Source organism: Amorphus sp. 3PC139-8 (assembly GCF_040750475.1).
Classification (GTDB): domain Bacteria; phylum Pseudomonadota; class Alphaproteobacteria; order Rhizobiales; family Amorphaceae; genus Amorphus.
In genome coordinates this window covers 112122-131468 of sequence record NZ_JABJVY010000013.1, presented here as the reverse complement: position 1 = coordinate 131468, position 19347 = coordinate 112122, and the positions used below count along the sequence as shown (strand labels likewise).

The window sequence follows — 19347 nt, the reverse complement described above, 5'->3', positions numbered from 1 at the left end:
TCTTACTTCGCCGCTGCGACGGGCGTGACGTCGAAGAGAGCCATGTCCATGATGAGATCGATCAAGGTGTCGATCCCCTCACCCGTCTTGCAGTTGGTGAAGACGAACGGCTTCTTGCCCCGCATCAGCTTGGAATCGCGGTCCATCACCTCGAGGCTGGCGCCGACATAAGGGGCGAGATCGGTCTTGTTGATCACCAGGATGTCGGACTGGCACACGCCCGCCCCGTTCTTGCGCGGGATCTTGTCGCCGGCGGCCACGTCGATGACGTAGATGTAGAAATCCGCCAGCGCCGGGCTGAAGGTGAGCGTGAGGTTGTCCCCGCCGGACTCGATCAGGATCACGTCGCTGTCGGGATATTTCTCCTCCAGCTCCTCGACGGCGGCGATGTTCATGGAAGGGTCTTCCCGCACGGCGGTGTGCGGACATGCGCCGGTCTCCACGCCGACGATCTTTTCCTCCACAAGGACGCCATTCAGCGTCCGTCGCACCTGCTTGGCGTCTTCCGTCGTCACCACGTCGTTGGTGATGATAAGCGGCTTGATCCCCATTTCGATCAGCCTCGGCGTGATCGTTTCGATGACCGCCGTCTTTCCGGAGCCAACAGGGCCACCGATACCGATGCGCGTAATCTTCTTCATTGCGGGTCCTTTCCCACAGCCGAAGTTCAGTTCATGAACAAGCGGAGATGTGTTTTGCTGTGATGCGCGACGAGAACATCGAAGACCGGTGCGAAGACGGCCATCTCGTCGAGCCCGGCCGCACAAATCTCGAGATAATCCGCTTCCACCCGCGACTGGGTCGCGAACAGGATGCGCTGGGTGGCGAGATGGTCGATCCGCATCAGCCGCACCGCCGCGCTGAGGATCATGGCGGCCACGCCATATTGATGCGCGACGAAGGCTTCGGTCTCCTCCGCCCCCATGTGCGCGAAGGCTAGCGCCTGACCGATCGGGAAGCAGCCCGGCGTCGCCCCTGACCGGATATCTCCGAGCCAGCGATCAAGCTGAGGAAATGCATCGATCTTCAGCGCCAGCTCGGCGAGTTTCCGGCCCATGCGCGACAGCATGAGCTGCTGCTCCTCGCCCACCCGGCGGCACCACAGCTCGCGATCGGCCTGGACGACGGCCTCGTAGTCGTCGCGGCGAGCGGCCCGATAGGCATGGAGGAAGGCGATGCCGTCCATGCGCGCCGCCTGTCTCACGACGAGATCGACATAGTCCGCGAGGCTGTCCGCATCCGCGACCACGCCGGTCTGGATGGCCGACTCCAATCCGTTGGAAAAGGCGAAGGCCCCAACGGGAAGCGTCGAGTCGGAAAACTGCAGCAGGCGCCCGAGCCGCACCATGCCGGCCGTCGCCGTCCCCAAGGGCGAAGTGTCCTGGCCCATCCCGCGCCCTATGCGTGTGAGTGGTCGGGCCCGTGGGCGCCATGGTGATGGTGCCCATGCCCGTGCTCGTGCGTGTCGGGATGGTGGTGATGCGGCGTGGCGTCGGCGCCGGCGAACAGCATCCGCACCTCCCGGGCATCCAACTTCGCGGCGATTTCCTCGCCCGGCGCAAAACGGGTCTTCACATGCTCGAAGGCATGCGTGCGCATGACCGAGGCCATGACTTTCTGATCGACCGAGAGCGGAACGTAGACCGTCGAACCCTTGATGACGGCCGGCCAGTGCTGGTTGCCGAGCCCATGGCCGAGCTCAAAGGCGATGCGCAGAATCTCCACCGGCGCCAGCTCGTCCAACCCCTCCAGCTCGATGACCAGCACCTCCTTCAACGCCACGCGCGCCACGACGATCACGTTCGTCTGCGCATCGTGGTAAAGGACATCGCCGTCATGCAGGTGCTGATCGCGGGGCAGCGAAATCGCGAGCTCGACGCCGCCCTCGCTGGCCTTGCGCAGACGGTTCTTCGGCGCTTCCCACTGCTCGATAACGAGCGGATCGATCGTCGCCGCCTGGGCACGCTCCTGCCAGACCGAGTCGTGCAGATTGCCGAGCTTCTCTTCAACGAGGATCATGTCGATCTCCAACGAATGCTTGAAAACTCATGCCGCGCGGCGCCGTGTCTTCGCCGCTGCGAGGCCCAGCCAGGTCGCGAGATAGCCAACGACGGCGCTCGCCACGACATAGAGCGAGGCCACCAACAGGTGGCCGGGCATCATCATCTCGGAGTAGGCGCCGTAAACGTAGGTCGAGAATGTCGACATGCCGCCCATGACCCCGGTTCCCACCAGAAGGACGAACTCGTCCGACACCTGGTTCAGTCGCCGGTTCCCGAAGGTCAGCCCGAGAATGAACGATGCCCCCACGTTGGCGACGAAGATGTCCGTCGGGAAATCGCCGCGCGCCTGCGGAATAAGAAGAATGATGAATTCGCGGACGACGGCTCCCATGCCGCCACCCAGAAAAACCAGGATGATCTTCGACCACATCCGATCACCCTAAATCGAAGCCAGCGCGACCCCGGCCGCAGCCGCCAATAAGCCGCTCGCGATCGAGGAAACGATGTAAAACAGCGCGAGGGCGTGCCGCCCTTCTTCCGACATCTGCACGGTGTCGAGCTGCATCGAACTGAAGGTGGTGTAACCACCGAGCAGGCCAGTGAGCAGGAAGGAGGACATCATGTCTCCATACCGGTGCTGCCAGCCGATCATGAACGCCGTCGACAGGTAGGCGATCACGAACGCGCCGGAGACGTTGGCGACATAGGTGCCGAGCCGGAACCGCATCCCGACATGCGCATCGACGAGCGCTCCGACCTGCCAGCGCGCCAGCGATCCGATGCCTCCGCCCAGGCAGATCCACATGATATCGATGGCGCCCATGGCATCGGATCCGCGGCCCGGCTGCGGAAGGTAGCCCCTCCGCAGCCGAAGCCCTTGCGTCAGCTAAAGAAGTGAAGCTGCGTCAGCGGCACGTTCACCGCCGGTTCGACGGTTGCGTGCACCCCATCCACCGTCACGGCGAAGGTCTCGGGATTGACCTCGATGGTGGGCTGGCTGGCGTTGCGAACCATCGAGCCCTTGCTGATCGTGCGTGTCCCGTAGACCGGCACCACCTGGGACTTCAGATCGTAGCGATCCACGATCCCGTCCTCGAAGGCGGCGTTGGAGGTGAAGGTCACCCGCGTTTTCGGCAGCGTCGAGCCCATTGCCCCGAACATCGGACGATAGCTTACCGGCTGCGGCGTCGGCAGCGAGGCATTGGGATCGCCCATCAGTGCCCAGGACACCATGCCGCCCTTGATCACCAGCTTCGGCTTCGCACCGAAGAAGGCCGGCTCCCAAAGCACCAGATCGGCCATCTTGCCGACCTCGATCGAGCCGATAACGCTGTTCACGCCCTGGGCGATCGCCGGATTGATCGTCACCTTGGAAACGAAGCGCAGCACGCGCTCGTTGTCGTTACCCGAGGTGTCGCCAGAATAGGCGCCGCGGCGCTCCTTCATCAGGTGCGCGGTCTGGATCGTGCGCATCCAGTTCTCGCCGACCCGGCCCATCGCCTGGCTGTCGCTCGACAGGATCGAGATCGCGCCCATGTCGTGCAGCACGTTCTCGGCCGCGATCGTCTCGGCCCGGACACGGCTTTCGGCAAAGGCCACATCGGTCGGGATCTTCGGGCTGAGGTTGTGACAGATCATCGTCATGTCGAACAGCTCGGCCTGGGAGTTGACGCCGTAGGGCAGCGTCGGGTTGGTCGAGCTCGGGATCACGTTCGACAGACCCGCCACGCGGATGATGTCGGGGGCATGGCCGCCGCCGGCGCCTTCCGTGTGGTAAGTATGGATGGTCCGACCTTCGAAGGCGGCGATCGTGTTCTCCACGAAGCCCGCCTCGTTCAGCGTGTCGGTGTGGATGCAGACCTGCACGTCGTACTCGTCCGCAACCGTCAGCGCGGCTCGGATCGCGCTCGGCGTGCTTCCCCAGTCCTCATGGATCTTGAGGCCCATCGCGCCGGCGTGGACTTGCTCCTTCAGTGGCGCGGAACCGGAACAGTTGCCCTTGCCGAGGACGCCCGCATTGACCGGCCACCCGTCGAAGGAGCGCAGCATCATCTCGACATTCCACGTACCCGGCGTGATCGTGGTGCCGTTGGTCCCGTCGGTCGGGCCAATGCCGCCGCCGAAGAGCGTCGTCACGCCGTTGCTCAGGGCCGCGTCCGCCTGCTGCGGCGAGATGAAGTGCACGTGGGCGTCGATGCCGCCGGCGGTCAGGATGAGGTGTTCGCCTGAAATGGCGTCGGTTCCCGGGCCGAGCGCCAGCGCCGGCGTCACGCCGGACATGGTGGACGGATTGCCGGCCTTGCCGATGCCGCAGATCAGGCCGTCCTTCACCCCCACGTCAGCCTTGACGACGCCCTGGATGGGATCGACGATGGTCACGTTGGTGATAACCAGATCCGGGGCGCCAGCCGCGTTGGTCAGCTCGTTGTCGAAGCCCATCCCATCGCGCAGCGTCTTGCCGCCGCCATACACGGCTTCCTCGCCGTATACCCGCAGGTCCTTCTCGATTTCGATGTAAAGATCGGTGTCCCCGAGACGGATCTTATCGCCGGTGGTAGGCCCGAACAGATCCGAATACTGCCGCCTGGAAATCGTTGCCATTTCGTAGTCCTTTCAAACCGGATCGACGTCGGGCGATTAGGCCTTGCTCTTGAAGCCGTATCGCTGAACACGCTCCATCGCGTCGGTCAGCCGGGGGCGGGAACTGTCGTAGTTCTCGTCGCCAACCCAGCCATCGACGAGACCGTTGAAGCCGAGGACCCGCTGCTTGCCCTGATAGGGAACCAGCGTGACTTCTTTCTCGTCGCCCGGTTCGAAGCGCAAAGCAGTGGTGGCCGGGATGTTCAAGCGTTTCCCAAAGGCCTGTTCTCGGTCGAATTCCAAGGCGGAGTTCACTTCGAAGAAGTGGAAATGCGAGCCGACCTGGACCGGCCGGTCGCCCGTATTGCGGACCTTCAGAACTGTCGTCGGATAACCGGCGTTGATTTCGATGTCGCCGTCGGCGAGGACCAAGCCTCCAACCGGCGCCTTTGTCGTTACTTCAGCCATCTTGAAGCCCTCCCGGCCCACATTTACTGAATAGGATCGTGAATCGTGACGAGGCGACTGCCGTCCGTGAACACTGCTTCGACTTGTACGTACGGAATCATCTCGACGACTCCGTCCATGACGTCGTCGCGCGTGATTTCCTTGCGGGCGATCTCCATCACTTCTTCGACGGTCTTCCCCGCCCGGGCGCCGTTCAAGGCTGCAACGGAGATAAGAGATACGGTCTCAGGATGATTGAGCTTCAAGCCCTGATCTTTGCGCTGCTGGGCGACCTGCGCGAGCGTATAGATCATTAACTTATCGACTTCTCTCGGCGTAAAGTGCATCTTTTCTCCTCACCAGGGCAACAACATCGAAGTCACGCCAATTTTGTCTACAAAAACTGCCGAAAGACGCGTCCTTTACAGGACTTTTTGCGGTCGCCGTTCAATCTCTCAAAAAGAGAGGCGCACTCACCTTCCCTTCAACGAAGAAGGGAGCTTTCGATCGTTCCACAGAAGGCATCCCTACGAGAGGATCCTTCCGATCAATGTCCGCCGCTCGCTTGCCGGAAAGCGGGACAACGCAATCGCTGGAAATGACCGAGAGGTGCCCCCAAACAGCCAAAAGCAACCTAAGCGTGTAAATCCGTCTTCCATCGATAGAAACGGAAGACGAACGCAAACCACATTGTCGAAGCCAATCTCACAAGGCAGCCATTTTCTTGGAAAAAGCCAAATATTTGAGCGAATTTCCAATCGACTATTTGCGCCATCTAAAGCGAGCGCCGATCTATACTCAAATACGAATTTCGTATTGCGCCATATTGATCTCCCTATCGACGTGAAGATCGTCAGACCTCGAGCATTGGGAGAAAAGGCGGACGCACGTTTTCGCCGGCGCTCGAAAGCGCCAGCGGGCCGGTACACGAGAGCGTTTCCAGGCCGAGTAGACGCCGGTTCGCCGTCAGAAAGCGCCAAAAGGGGGTGGGTTGTTCGCCTTACGGAGTCCGCAAAAAGGAGGCGGATCTTGGGCTCAGGCCCGCCAGGGCCTTTTGAATCCTGGCGGTTCTTATGTCAGACCGCCGCTCAAACAGGTTGCCGAAGCGCCCGTTTTAGAAAGGCATGTGGTGCAGGAGTAAGCCAGATTTTCAAACTATAAAATGCGGAGTGAGCGCTTAGGCCGACGCATATCCAATTTCCGAATTTTTCACGAAACGGATGAATTCGCGCACCACTTCGTTTCCACTCTCCCGATGCCAAATCATCGAGATACTATGCTCGGTGTTCTCGCCCTGAAAGTCCACGTAAACGACATTGCCGAGATTCATCCGCGCCAAGATGGCCGGCACGATGGCGACCCCGAGTTCCTGCCCCACCAGCGCGACAACGGTGAACCAGTTGCGAAGCTGATAGTCAGTATAGGGCTTTAGCCCATGTTCCTCAAGAATTTTGGAAATGCGATCGAAGTTTGCTTCGGCATATTCACGGGCGAAGACGAGAAAATTCTCGCCGGCCAACTGATCCAAAGAGATCTGGCTGCGACCGGCAAGCCGGTGCTCCCTGGGCAAGCAGCAAACCAGCCGCTGGGTTTCGATGAGACATTCCTCCACCACGTCTGGTCGGGGCACGTCGTGAATGAACCCAACGTCCAGCTCATGTTTGACAACACGCTCAAGCTGAGGCGCCGTATTGAGCTCATGCAGTACGAGCTCGACCTGAGGGTGGGCATCTTTGAACTGCCGCAAAATGGCGGGCAGATCGAGAAACAGCATCGACGGGACGGACCCCACGCTGAGCCGCCCGGTGGCACCTTTCGCGGTCTGTGCCGCGATCACCTCCGCCTGCTTGAGCTGGCTCAGCAACCGCGCCGCATGGCGAGCGAAAACGACACCAGCGGCCGTCAGGCGCACCGACCGGTTGCTCCGGATCATCAGCGGAAAGCCGAGATGATCTTCAAGCTGTTTCAGGCTCGCGGAAAGCGGGGGTTGCGAAATGTTCAGCTTTCGCGCCGCATTGCCGAAATGAAGCTCTTCCGAGAGAGCGAGAAAGTGTTCGAGCTGTCGAAAGGTGATGGCCATGGCCGCAAAAAATGAAAAGGATTCGGCTTTCAGTCAACGCGCATGATTGGCGGAGCAGACATGCACCTTTCCTAAATGGCCTGAGACCTTGTTGACTATTAACGCGAGCACACGTCGAAGTAGCCGGCGAAGAGTGATCGGGCGGCAAACGCACTGCGGCTTGGTCGATCCGGCTCAGCCAGCGTCTGGGGAGCGGGCTGAGCACGGAGCGATCCAATTCATGTGAACGGTGCCTCAATGCCGGTAGTCGGCTACCTCCTCCGCACTGACGGCCGGCGCCTGATTGCCAAATGCGTTGCGCACAAAGGTCGCGACCGCGGCAACCTCGTCGTCGCTCAACTTCCAGGCGAAGGACGGCATCGCGTGCTGGGTGGGATATTGGTCCGTCGCCACCCCTTGGCCACCTTCCAGGATCAGCTTGACGACGCTTTGCGGATTGTCGGCCTGGACGAACGAGGAGCCCTTCAACGGCGGCAACATGTGCGCTACGCCCGAGCCGTCCGACGCGTGACAGGCGGAACACTGGGTGGCGTAGATGAGCTCGCCGAGCGCCTGGGTGTCATCGTCGATCTCGTCCGTCTCGCCCGCGTCCGCGTCATCGTTCTCCGGCAGCGCCTTGATATAGGCGGCGATCGCCTGGAGATCGTCATCGCGCATATATTGAGTGGAATGTTTCACGACGTCGGCCATTGGCCCGAAGGCGATCGTCCGAGCGTTGCGGCCCTCCTTCAAGAAGGCGACGAGATCCTCCTCGCTCCAATCGCCGATCCCTTCGCGCGGGCCGCCGGTCAAGGGCGGGGCCAGCCACCCTTCGGCCGTGCCGCCTGTAAATCGGCTGTCGCCGCCTTTCTCGGCGCCGATGACATTTTTCGGCGAATGGCACATGCCGCAATGCATCAAGCCCTCGACCAGATATTTGCCGCGGTTATAGGCCTCGGAGCGGTCCGGATCGGGCTGAAACGTCTCATCCTCGAAGTTCATGACGTTCCAGCCGGTCATCAGGAAACGCCAGCCGAGCGGCCACGTCAGATCCGGTTCCGGCACCCGGTTGCGCACCGGATCGAGCGAATTCAGATAGGTGAAGATCGCGTCGATGTCGTCGCGGGTCGCATAGGTAAAATGGGTGTAGGGAAAGGCCGGATAGAGGTGCGATCCGTCCTTGGAGATGCCCTCGTTCATGGCGCGGTAGAAGTCGGCCTCGCTCCAGCTTCCAAGGCCAGTGTCCTGATCGGGCGTCAGGTTGGCCGAATAGATCGTCCCGAACGGCGTCTCCAAGGAGTAGCCTCCGGAATAGGGCGCCTGGCCCTTCACGGTGTGGCAGGCGGCGCAGTCCCCCGCGCGCACGAGATAGAGACCGCGCTGGATCTCGCTCCAGTCGTTGTCCTGAGCGATCGCCGGGGCGGCCGCGACGAGCACCGTCCCCACCCCGAGAGAAAGCAGCATCCGTTTCATGGCCGTCTCCTTCAGGCCTGGACCAGCGGCCCCGGCGCGCGCAGATATTGCTCGCGGATGGCCTGAGCGGCCTGGTAGGCGAGCGCCCCGACGGTGCCGGTCGGGTTGTAGCCCGGGTTTTGCGGAAAGGCGCCGGCGCCCAGAACGAACAGGTTCGGCATGTCCCAGCTCTGCAGATATTTGTTGACCACGCTGTTGCGCGGGTTCGACCCCATGATCGTGCCGCCGGTATTGTGGGTGGTCTGATAGGGCACGATGGAATAGTGGCCGGTGCGCCGGTTCACCTTCATTTCGCGGGGGTTCATCTCCTTCGCGATCTCCACCGCGCGATCGGTCAGGTAGTTCGACATCCGATGCTCGTTGTCGGTGAAGTCGAACGTCATGCGCAGCATCGGACGGCCGTAGACGTCGCGGTAGGTGGGATCGAGATCGAGATAGTTGCCGCGATGGCTCATCACCGCGCCATGGGTGCCGACGGAGATCGAACTCAGGTAGTTCTCGCGCACGGCCTTCTTCCAGCCGGCGCCCCAGCGCGGCGTGCCCTCCGGCGTCGGATGGGTCTCGATCGGCCGGCCATTGGTCTGGGACTGCACCAGAAAGCCTCCGCCGATGAAGCCGAGCCCGGTGTGGTCGAAATTGTCGCCGTTGAAGTCGTCGATGATCATCCCCAGCGCACCGGCGCCGACGAACGGATTGAACACCTTGTCGTCGTAGAAAAGGTTCACGCCGGAGGTGATCTGGTAGGCGTAATTCTTGCCAACCGCGCCCTGCCCCGTATCCGGATCGTAGGGCTCGCCGATATCGGAGACGAGCATCAGGTGGACGTTGTGGTTCACGTAAGCCGACAGCACCACGATGTCGGCGGGCTGCTCGTAGACGTCGCCGTTGGTGTCGACATATTCCACGCCGCGCGCGTGCTGTCCGTCCCGGCTCTTCAGCACGCGCAGCACCATGGATTCCGTGCGCAGCGTGAAGTTCGGCTTCTGCATCAGGACTGGCAGGATGGTGGTCTGCGCGGTCGCCTTTGAGTAGTTGCCGCAGGCGAATTTTTCGCAAAAGCCGCAATAGGTGCAGGGCGCCAGCCCCACCCCGAGCGGGTTGGTGTAGGCTTGGCTCATGTTCGCCGAGGGCGTCGGGAACGGATGGTAGCCGAGATTTGCCGCCGCATCGGCGAACAATGTCGGCCCATACACCATCTCCATCGGCGGATTGGGATAGTCCCGGCTCCGCGGCCCCTCGAAGGGATTGCCGCCGGGCTGGATCTCGCCGTTGAGATTGCCCGCCTTGCCGGAAATGCCGCACAAATACTCGAACTTGTCGTAGTGGGGCTCCAACTCGTCGTAGGTGATGCCCCAGTCTTGAACCGTCATGTTCTCCGGCAGCGGGCCGTAGCGGTCCTCGTTGTGCGAGCGCGCGTTGAAATCGGACGGCAGGAAGCGCCAGCACAGCCCGTTCCAGTGAACGCCGGAGCCACCGACATTGGTGCCCGGCAGGAACGAGCCGAGCTTGCGCATCGGCAGCGCGGTCTGGCTGCGGTCGTTGCGGAAAGTCAGCGAATTGCGCGACAGCTCCTCAAACAGCTCGCTGCGCCAGCGGTAGCGGACTTCGTCCTGGGCGTTGGTGACGGAAAAATCGGTGGAGGTATCGCGCCAGACGCCCCGCTCCAGCGCCAGCACGTTAAGGCCCTCGTCCGTCAGTTCCTGGGCCATGATGGCGCCGGTCCAACCGAACCCGACCAGCACGACGTCGACAGGCGGCAGCTTCTTGACCATTTCGGCTACTCCTTCCGTCCGCGAATGCTTGCCGCCGTCATGCCGGCGACGGACACTGGCTCCAGATCGAGACGCTCGTTGTGGCGGGAGACGTAGGGGCGATTGTCGTAACGCGCGCCGGGAAAGCCGATCATCTTCCAGGCGATCATGTCCCGGTTGCCGCCGTGCACGGGATCGCCGAAGAAGCCTTCGATGGTGTTTTGCAGAAACAGATCGAAGAATGTCTTGGCGCTCACACCCTCAAGCTCGATGGTCTCTTCGTCCAGTCCCTTGAGGACGTCGTCCTGTTGCTCCGCGCTCAGCTCCGCGAACCGCTGTCCGTCGAAGGCCGAGCGGCAATGGTCGTCGATCGCGGCGATCGCTCGGCGATAGAGCCCGGCCGGCGCAAAGCGGGACTGATAGCCCTGAGTGTCGGTCCCTTTCGGCCACGGGCCCTGCATGTACCAGCGGTCGCCGCGGCCGAACGAACCGGCGAGCTGATCGTCGAGGAAGTCGGGAACGCCTAGATCGGCCGCCCCCGGCCACTCCTCGTCCGGCGGGATCAGCCGGTCCACCGCCGCCGTCACGAACCGGCGCTCGTCGTCCGTGAAGAATTGGTTGGAGGGAACCGGCGCAACCGTCGGCGGCCTGGCGGCGTTGGGCTCCCACGGCCCTCCGTCGCCACCGTATTCGCGCGCCTCCGCCGGCTTGGCCGCAAGCACGGCCGGGGCCGCCACGAGCGAGCCGCGCAGAAAGCTCCGCCTATCGAGGGCGGTCTTGGACGATTTGGGCATGATCCTGCCTTTCGCGCTGTTGGGGCGAGCAGAAAAAAGCGAGCGGAGCGCGGCCGTGTTCGGCACGCTCCCGTCGCTGAAGACCAGACTTGGGCTGTCGGAAGGAAAGCCGCGATGGCGATTTCGCGGGAGGTCGCGACCGGGATGGAGAGCGCCCACACTCCCATTGCGGAACGTCGCCCGCTTGAGGGAGCGCGTTTAAGGCAAGATGCGATCCGGTTGGCGTCCGCCGGTGGGCACGTCGCAACCGGGCTGAGCCGGCCGGTGGGTCGCTGTCGGGCATGCGCCCTCCAGGATAAGAATTGCTATAGTTCTAGAGACCCAACAGCGACGTCAGCGCGGATGTTCCATAGGGCGCAAAATTTTTTGACGAGCAAAATCGGGCGGCAGGCGCCGGAGTGCCGAAAGCCGCGCCAGTTTAATGCACGGCGCGGGCTCTTCGTGTCGAACTCAGCTTCATGCTGGGATTGGCGAGCCGCGCCCGCGGCCCGGTCCAAGCATAGGCCAGCAGCGAAGGATCCACCTCGCCCGTCGTTATGCGATGCTCCTGGGCCGCCTTGTTGAGGATCAAAGATCCCGGCGCATAGACCGCCGCGTCGTTCTCCGACCAGGCCCCCGCGATCGAGATATAGCTTTCCTCGATGTCGGGATGGCTATGCTGCGGATAGGTCGTGGAAGGGGCGAACAGCACGAAGCCCAGAACCAAGTCCTCCGCATAGACCGGTCCCCTGGGGCCGAGAATTTCGCAGAAGGCATATTTCTGCCGCAGGCTCCGGGAGGCGCGATCGTAGCCATATTCCCAGGTCAATTGGCTGCGCACCTCGCGCAGGGCGCGCGCCACGTTCTGCATCGCTCCGCGCTCCGCAAGATCGAGAGCCCGGCCGAAATGCGCCGTGACCGGTTTCGTGGTCGGCTCCCGGACGACGATTTGCGGGTTGGTCCCGATCACCGCCGACAGCGTGTCCCGCACCCGCTTGCGGTGGCTGCGAATGGACGTGCTGCCGCCCGCGGATCCTTTTCGATAAAGCCCCTCGAACTCGCGGAGCAGATAGAGCCAGTCCGGCGTGTCTTTCAGCCGAGAGAGCGGGGTTTCCTTGTCGGTCTCTTCGCGGTCGAGCGTATCGGTCATCGAACGGCCCTCAGGATGGTTCGTCGCCAATCGGTGCCACTCAAACAGCGGCCCCCGTCAACAGATCCGCTTGCGCCATGCCGTCTGAAAAACGGCTGCAAGCGCTATCTATTCTACGCTGAACATGGCAACGCGTTCGTCGATCCGCGAGATCCGAAATCGGCCAGGAGCACGTTCTTACCGCTCAGAGTTTCCATCTGAGCGAAAAAGGCTGAAGGATCAGGATACGCCCCCTTTCGAACGACAACGCCGATCGCAGTCCTGCATCCGTCCGGAAGCATCGGCGGCAGGTTGCCTCTCCGCCCCTAAAACTCCAGGCAGATCTTGCCGAAGTGGGCGCCCGAGATTTCGTAGTGGAAGGCATCGGCGATCTCGCCGAGTTCGAAGCTGCGATCCAGCACCGGGCGGATACCGGTCGCCTCCAGCCCACGCACGAAGTCCGTCTGGTGGGCGCGACTGCCGACGATCAGGCCTTGCAGCCGCTGGTGCTTCGCCATCAACAGCGCGGTCGGGATTTCGCCTGCCCGCCCGGTCAGAACGCCGATCAGTGCGATATGCCCCCCGATGCGCGCAGCCGTGATCGACTGTGGCAGGGTCGCCGGTCCGCCGACCTCCACGACGTGGTCGGCACCCCGACCACCGGTCCACTTAAGCGCAAGCTCGCCCCAGTTCTCGTGGGTGCGGTAGTTGATGGTGTGGTCGGCGCCCATCGCCCTCAGGCGCTCAAGCTTTTCGTCCGACGAAGAGGTCGCGATCACCGTCGCCCCCATGGCCTTGGCGATCTGCAGCGCGAAGATCGAAACGCCGCCGGTGCCAAGCACCAGCACCACGTCGCCGGCCTTCAGTCCGCCATCGACGATCAGCGCGCGCCAGGCTGTCACGCCGGCGGTCGTCAGCGTCGCCGCCTCGGAGTGACTGTAGCCTTTCGGCGCGTGGGTGAAATAGTCGACCGAGCGCACCACGATTTCACGCGCGTAGCCGTCGACGCCGTCGCCGGGCGTGGTCTGAAAGTTCGCCACCGGCGGCGGGCCGGCTTGCCAGGTCGGGAAGAAGGTCGAGACGACCTGATCCCCGACCGCGAACTCCGTCACGCCCTCGCCCACCGCTTCGACGATGCCGGCCCCGTCCGCCATCGGGATCCGGCCGTCTTCGGTCGGCATCCGTCCGCTGACCACGCCGAGATCGTGGAAGTTCAACGAGCTGGCATGAATGCGCACGCGGATCTCGGCGGCGCCGGGAGCGCCGGGATCGGCCAATTCGGTGGCGACAAGCCTATCGAGACCACCCGGTGCCTGAAGCGTGATGCCCTTCAAACCTGCCTCCATTGGTCGCCGTCATCCCTCGCCGGAACCCGACGAGCGAGCGGTCTATTCGGCAGCCCCCTGCTCGGCCGGCGCTCCGCGGCCGCGACGGCCGGAGAGCTCCATGACGAGCACCGCAAGCACCATCACGACTCCGATCCCGTTGGCAATGGCGGAGCCACGGAACATCTCCACCGGGATCAAAAGCAGCGCACCGCCGACGACCGCGAGCACGCGGGTCAGGAGGCCCATCGGCTGCAAGCCGTAACCGATCGATCCGGCGGAGACAAACCAGACCGCGATGGTCGCCGTCGCCAGCGACACGATCGTCGCCGTCACCGAGGGACTCTGTAGCAAAAGCGTGGGCGAAAACACGAACAGGAACGGGATGATATAGGCGGTCCAGGAAAATCGCATGGCCGTCCAGCCGGTCTTCATTGGCGCGGCGCGCGCGATGTTGGCGGCGAAGAAGGCCGCGATCGCGAGCGGCGGCGTCACGAACGACATCATGCCGAGATAGAGGATGAACATGTGCGCGGCGAGCGGCTGGATGCCGACCTCCACCAGGCTCGGCGCGATCAGCACGGCGAGCAGCACATAGACGCCCAAGGTCGGCATGCCCATGCCGAGCACGATGCACATGATGCCCGCGATCACCAGGAGCGCGAGGATGCTGCCCGCCCCCAGCTTGACCAGAAGCAGTGTCAGCGCAAAGCCGAGCCCGGTAAGCTGAAGGATGCCCATGATGAAGCCGGCGGCGGCCGAGATCATCACGATGTCCACCGCCGAGATCCCGGTGGAGACCAGCGCCTTCCACACCGCCCCGGGCGTCAGCCGGCCACCGCCATAGCCGATCACGAAGCCCACCGCGATGATGGCGACGCAGGCGTAGATCGCCGCGTTCTCCGCCTCGCGGTTCAGCCAGAACAGCGCATAGATCAGCACCGCGAACGGCAGCACGAAGAACCAGCCCTTGGCGATCACCGCGATCAGGCGCGGGATCTCGCTCGCGGGCACCCGCCGGATCCCGGCCTTGCCCGCCTCCAGGTCGGCCTGGATGAACAGGGCGAGATAATAAAGGATCGCCGGTACGAGCGCGGCAAGCGCGACCTCCGCATAGGAAATCTGCAGGAAGTCGGCCATCAGGAAGGCGACGGCTCCCATCACCGGCGGCATCAACTGACCACCGTTGGAGGCGCTCGCCTCGATCGCCGCGGCCTGTTCCGGCTTAAAGCCGGATTTCTTCATCATCGGAATGGTGATGATGCCGGTCGCCATGATGTTCGACACCACGATGCCGGAGATGGATCCGAACAGCGTGGAGGCGAGAATGGATATTTTCGCCGCGCCGCCGCGATAGCGCCCCATCAGCCCCAGCGAGAGATCGTTGAAGAAGGACGCGCCACCAGAGGCGTGCAGCAGATTGCCGAAGAACAGGAACGGGATCACCACCGTGATGCCGACCAGAAGCACGATCCCGAACAGCCCGCTGGTGTCGACGCCCAGATAGAAGATCATGGTGTTGAGGTCGACTTCGTTGGTCTGAAGATCGCCGCCCACCAGATGCCCCACCAGGGCATAGACCGTGAACGCCAGGACCACGATGACCAGCGACCAGCCGGCCGTCCGCCTCAGCCCCTCGATCACCAGCACGAACAGGAGCCAGGAGGCGATCAAGCCGTCGCGCGGCGTGGAGAAGAAGTCCGATAAGATGGTGGGATAGCGCACCGCCATATAAAGGCTCGCGCCGAGAGAGACGAGCGCAAGCACCGCATCGTACCAGGGCAGGCGCCGCGCCCCCACGGCCAGGCGGTTCATCGGCCGCGTGATATAGACCAGCGCGAGGCTGAAGCCGAGCGTGGCGGCCAGGAACTGCTCGGTCAGAAAGGTCCACCCGACGAGGCGGTAGAGGTCGGCCGCCCATGCAAGGCCGGCCGTGGCGAGCAGCGCGCCCAGCGCGGTGCTCGTGATTTTCACCAGTCTTGCGTCCTTGACGCCGTCCTCGGCATCGCTCGTCTCGCCGCCCATCAGGCAGTCCTTCGCTGGATCCACTTGCGTTCGGGCGACACCCGTCCGAAAGCCAAAATCAGGATGGATTCAAATCCGCTCCGTCGGGAGGCAGGCGGAGACCCGAGCTCCGCCTGTCCTCATCGCCCTAGGTCATGGACCCATAAATGCGGGCAATGCGGCGGGGGCGATCAGTCGCCCTGCCAGATGCCGACTTCCTTGAAGAACTTCACCGCGCCGGGGTGATAGGCGACCCGGGGCTGAGGCGTGGCGAGCCCGTCCTGGGTCATGGCGTTGAAGGAGGGATGGCCGGCGACGAGAGCTTTCTTGTTGCCGTAGATCGCCTTGACCAGCTCGTAGACGGTGTCGTCGGGCACATTCTTGTTGGCGACCACGACCATGGCGTACTCCATCAGAGTGGTGTCGCCGTCGATGCCCGCCAGATGCGGCGCCGGCTTCTGCACAGCCAGCTGATATTCCGGCCGGACGGCCGCCATCGCCTCGCGCGCTTCCGGCGTGTCCTTCAGGTTCAGAAAACGAATGCCGCCGGGAATGGACGAGTCCAGCTCCGCCATCTTCGGCGCTCCTACGGCGAACTGGGTCACGTCGATGCGATCGGCCTTCAGGTCGTCCGCGCCGCGCAGAAGGTTCGCCGTCGGCACGCCGTCGGCCTCCGCCACCAGCTTGTCCAGGCTGGTTCCGCCCGTCGCCAGCATGGCGTCGAGCAGGTAAAGCCCCTGCTGGAAGCCCTGCCAGCCGGTGGGAATGCGCTTGCCCTTCAAATCGGCGATGGAGTGGATGTCGGAATCGTTGCGCACCACCAGGCCGACCTTGAACGGGAAGATCGTCGCCGCAACGCGCAGGTCCTTCATCGCCTTGCCGTCATAGGGCGGCGCGCCATCGAAGGCGGCGCCCGTCTCGTCGGTGGAAATGAAGGAGAAATCGGTCTGCCCGGCCTGGGTCGACCCCATGATCGCGCCGGGCGAATTGTAGGTCACCACCCGCATCTGCAGGTCGGAATGTTCCTGCACGACCTTGGCGATCGCCTGGGCCTGAACGTTGTTGATGGCGCCGGGCGGCAGCGTCGAGATCGAAACCGTCTCGGCAAGCGCAGGCGTCGCGGCAATGGCGCCTGCCGTAAGCGCGGCAGCCGTAAAGCGGAAAAACATCTTCATCTTGTTTCCTCCCGGATCTGGGTCCGCTTCGCTGGACCTCGTTTTGTGTGATCGCCCGCTCGTGCCGAACGGCCGAACGCTATCTCCCCTCTGCCACCTCCACGGCCGCGTCGGCCGGGTTGCCATAGCCGGAAAATGCCCCCATCGCACGGGCGAACTGGACGACCTGGCCCGCCACGGTGGCGAGCTGAACCTCGACCTCGGGCTGGGTCACACGGCCGTTTTCGAACGGGGTCGTCTGGGCGTTGATGGCGGCGGCGAACGGCGTCGGCCAGCCACGCAGCGCGTGTACGATGGAGCGCACGCCGGAGAGCGTCGTGCCGAGCGCCTGCGTCCCATAGGCGGTGACGATCACGCCGACGGCGCGGCCGTCGAAATAGGGCCGCGCGTCGCCGCGCATATCCTCCGCATAGTCGATGGCGTTCTTGATGATGCCCGACATGCCGCCGTGATAGCTCGGCGTGGCGATGATGATCCCGTCGGCGCGTCTGAGCGCCTGCACAAGTCGCTGGGCGGACGGGCTGCGATGGTCGTTGGCGGGATCGTAGGCCGGCAGGTCGAGCAGTGGGCCCGCGATCATCTCCGCGGTTGCGCCGAGACGCACCGCTTCGGCAAGCGCCAGCCGCAGCGCGGTCTCCGAGGAGGAGCCGATCCGGGTGGTCCCGCCGATGCCGACGATATGGGGGGCGTCGCCGGAATGGGTCGGCCGAAAGGCGCGCAAGGTGATGTCGAGATCGTGCCGCATATCTGCCTCTCCCCTCATTCCGCCGCTTGCCGGCGATCGCCGGCGGCGCGCAGGCGATCGAAGCCGGAGAGGATCCGCGCGCAGCGATTTGCCAGCCACTCCTCCGTCTCCGGATGGGTGAAGACGTAGAGCGCGTCGGCCTCGATCGCGTCGACCACATGCCTGCCGATTTCCAGCGGATCGGCGCCATCCTGGATCAGCTCGCCCATGAAGTGGTTTTCCGGGCGGACATAGGCGCCGCCAAGCCGCTCCGGCCGGCTGCGCTCGGAGAGATGGATCGACGTGTTCACCGCCGCCGGCGCCAGGATCGAGACCCCGATCGGCGCGTCCGTCAGCTCGTTGGCGAGCGCTTCGCTCAGCGCCACCACGGCATATTTCGTGGTCGAATAGGGGCCAGTGAGAAAGGCCGCGTTGACCTGGAAACCGCCGATCGAGGCGGTGTTGACGATATGGCCCGATCCGCCGTGGGCCAGAAGCCGGGGCACGAACGTCTGAACCCCGTGTATAACGCCATAAAGATTGACGCCGACGACCCAGTCCCACTCTTCGGAGCTAACCTCATGCACCGGGACGCCGTGCATGGCGACGCCGGCATTGTTGCAGACGATCGAGATCCGCCCGAACGCCTGCTCGATCGCGTCGGCCGCGGCCTCCACCGACGCCTTGTCGGAGACGTCGACCTGAAGCGCGATCGCCTCGCCGCCGTCGGCCGTAATCAGCCGAACGGTCTCCGCCGCCGCCTCTTCGCGGATGTCGGCGACACCGACGCGCACGCCGCGGCCCGCCAGCACCCGGGCAACGCCCCGTCCGATGCCCGAACCCGCGCCGGAAATATAGGCGACCATCCCCGCCTGGATATCCATCTAATCCCCTCGTGCGTGATCAATATTATGAAGGTCGGTCGGAATGCGGACGGAAGACCGGCTCCCGCTTTTCCTCATCCCGCTCGTGCGCCACGCGTTGGTTGGTATCGTATGCCACTTCTCAAGCCAATCAATCCCGCCATCGCGGCTATCGACCGAAATCCGTGCATTTCGTGAGCCCGCGGTCGCATGAGTTGCCCATTTCGCATACCATCGACGCCTGTTCGCCCCTCCGACCACCACCGCGCGACCCCGTTCGAGCCGACCACAGAGACCATGACGGACACCCGAAACGCTCCGGACACGACCTCTCCCTCGCCCCGCGCCTCCGACGCCAACGGCGCGGTCGACACGGCCTATCGCTACATTCGCGCCGCCATCATCTCCGGAGACCTGAAATCCGGCGAGACCCTGCAGGAGGCCAAGCTCGCCAAGCTGATCGGGCTCAGCCGGACCCCGGTGCGCGAGGCGCTCAGCCGGCTCCACAACGAGGGCCTGGTCGTGCTGGAGCGCTATCGGCGCGGCCAAGTGGCGAGCTTCTCGCTCGCCGACGTGGCCGAGATCTTCCGCCTGCGCGCCAAGCTGGAGGCCCATGGCGCCCGCCGGGCCGCCCTCAGGATCACGCCGGAACAGATCGCCCACCTGGAGGCCGTCGAGGCGGAGATGGAGGCCCATTTCAACGACGTCGGCTGGCACAAGCACCTGGCGCGCTTCGACGAGCTCAACAACGAGTTCCACGCCACCATCGCCCGCGCCGCCGACAGTCCGCGGCTGGAACGCATCCTCGCCGCCTCGCTGGAGCTGCCGGCGTCGATCTTCAACACCTATTCCGAGCCGGTCGACGAACGGACCCGGCGCACCCACCGCCAGCATCACGAGATCCTCTCCGCGCTCAGGACGCGCAACCCGGATTGGGCGGAGGCGGCGATGGCCGCCCACCTGTTCTCCATCCTGGTCGAGCCCAACCCGGACCCAGAGGGCTGGTAGATCCAGCCCGCCCGGCACCGGGACCGGACGTCC

19 protein-coding genes are annotated in these 19347 nt (G+C 63.7%); 1 reads left to right on the top strand and 18 read right to left on the bottom strand.

Annotated elements, in window-relative coordinates; all coding sequences use genetic code 11:
* Positions 1 to 2: 2 nt before the first annotated feature.
* The 18 genes from ureG to HNS03_RS13925 form a co-directional block, all read right to left on the bottom strand.
* A complete protein-coding gene (ureG, locus tag HNS03_RS14010) occupies positions 3 to 641 on the bottom strand; it encodes an urease accessory protein UreG (protein ID WP_367196124.1) in 639 nt (212 codons plus the stop codon).
* Positions 642 to 667: 26 nt separating this feature from the next.
* Positions 668 to 1390, bottom strand: coding sequence for an urease accessory protein UreF (locus HNS03_RS14005; RefSeq protein WP_367196123.1), 723 nt, complete (start codon positions 1388 to 1390; stop codon positions 668 to 670).
* An 8-nt stretch (positions 1391 to 1398) separates the two neighbouring features.
* Entirely contained in the window at positions 1399 to 2019 is a 621-nt protein-coding gene (gene ureE / locus HNS03_RS14000) for an urease accessory protein UreE (RefSeq protein WP_367196134.1), read from the bottom strand.
* A 27-nt stretch (positions 2020 to 2046) separates the two neighbouring features.
* Positions 2047 to 2433: a fluoride efflux transporter CrcB gene (crcB, locus tag HNS03_RS13995; protein ID WP_367196122.1), complete on the bottom strand. Its 387-nt coding sequence runs from the start codon at positions 2431 to 2433 to the stop codon at positions 2047 to 2049.
* A 9-nt stretch (positions 2434 to 2442) separates the two neighbouring features.
* The gene (locus HNS03_RS13990) at positions 2443 to 2826 is read right to left on the bottom strand and encodes a CrcB family protein (protein ID WP_367196121.1); all 384 of its coding nucleotides are present in this window, start codon (positions 2824 to 2826) and stop codon (positions 2443 to 2445) included.
* 59 nt (positions 2827 to 2885) lie between these two features.
* Positions 2886 to 4604 carry an urease subunit alpha gene (locus HNS03_RS13985; protein WP_367196120.1) on the bottom strand — a complete coding sequence of 573 codons (1719 nt, stop codon included), beginning with the start codon at positions 4602 to 4604 and terminating at the stop codon, positions 2886 to 2888.
* Positions 4605 to 4640: 36 nt separating this feature from the next.
* Positions 4641 to 5051, bottom strand: a complete 411-nt coding sequence (locus tag HNS03_RS13980; protein WP_367196119.1) for an urease subunit beta — start codon at positions 5049 to 5051, stop codon at positions 4641 to 4643.
* A 23-nt stretch (positions 5052 to 5074) separates the two neighbouring features.
* Entirely contained in the window at positions 5075 to 5377 is a 303-nt protein-coding gene (locus HNS03_RS13975; protein ID WP_367196118.1) for an urease subunit gamma, read from the bottom strand.
* Between the two features lie 830 nt (positions 5378 to 6207).
* Positions 6208 to 7110, bottom strand: a complete 903-nt coding sequence (locus HNS03_RS13970; RefSeq protein WP_367196117.1) for a LysR family transcriptional regulator — start codon at positions 7108 to 7110, stop codon at positions 6208 to 6210.
* Positions 7111 to 7344: 234 nt separating this feature from the next.
* Entirely contained in the window at positions 7345 to 8562 is a 1218-nt protein-coding gene (locus tag HNS03_RS13965; protein WP_367196116.1) for a cytochrome c, read from the bottom strand.
* 11 nt (positions 8563 to 8573) lie between these two features.
* Positions 8574 to 10334, bottom strand: coding sequence for a GMC family oxidoreductase (locus HNS03_RS13960; protein ID WP_367196115.1), 1761 nt, complete (start codon positions 10332 to 10334; stop codon positions 8574 to 8576).
* 5 nt (positions 10335 to 10339) lie between these two features.
* Positions 10340 to 11107 (bottom strand): gluconate 2-dehydrogenase subunit 3 family protein, encoded by a 768-nt coding sequence (locus HNS03_RS13955; RefSeq protein WP_367196114.1) that lies wholly within the window; start codon positions 11105 to 11107, stop codon positions 10340 to 10342.
* 418 nt (positions 11108 to 11525) lie between these two features.
* Positions 11526 to 12236: a dimethylsulfonioproprionate lyase family protein gene (locus HNS03_RS13950; protein ID WP_367196113.1), complete on the bottom strand. Its 711-nt coding sequence runs from the start codon at positions 12234 to 12236 to the stop codon at positions 11526 to 11528.
* Positions 12237 to 12541: 305 nt separating this feature from the next.
* Positions 12542 to 13561 (bottom strand): NAD(P)-dependent alcohol dehydrogenase, encoded by a 1020-nt coding sequence (locus HNS03_RS13945; protein WP_367196112.1) that lies wholly within the window; start codon positions 13559 to 13561, stop codon positions 12542 to 12544.
* A gap of 42 nt (positions 13562 to 13603) precedes the next feature.
* A complete protein-coding gene (locus tag HNS03_RS13940) occupies positions 13604 to 15565 on the bottom strand; it encodes a TRAP transporter permease (protein WP_367196111.1) in 1962 nt (653 codons plus the stop codon).
* A 170-nt stretch (positions 15566 to 15735) separates the two neighbouring features.
* A complete protein-coding gene (locus tag HNS03_RS13935; RefSeq protein WP_367196110.1) occupies positions 15736 to 16719 on the bottom strand; it encodes a TAXI family TRAP transporter solute-binding subunit in 984 nt (327 codons plus the stop codon).
* 79 nt (positions 16720 to 16798) lie between these two features.
* Positions 16799 to 17464 (bottom strand): NADPH-dependent FMN reductase, encoded by a 666-nt coding sequence (locus tag HNS03_RS13930; RefSeq protein WP_367196109.1) that lies wholly within the window; start codon positions 17462 to 17464, stop codon positions 16799 to 16801.
* Between the two features lie 14 nt (positions 17465 to 17478).
* Entirely contained in the window at positions 17479 to 18327 is an 849-nt protein-coding gene (locus HNS03_RS13925) for an SDR family NAD(P)-dependent oxidoreductase (protein WP_367196108.1), read from the bottom strand.
* 276 nt (positions 18328 to 18603) lie between these two features.
* Between HNS03_RS13925 and HNS03_RS13920 the strand changes: the two genes are divergently transcribed.
* On the top strand, positions 18604 to 19314 hold the full coding sequence (locus tag HNS03_RS13920) for a GntR family transcriptional regulator (RefSeq protein ID WP_367196107.1): 711 nt from the start codon (positions 18604 to 18606) through the stop codon (positions 19312 to 19314).
* Positions 19315 to 19347: the final 33 nt, after the last annotated feature.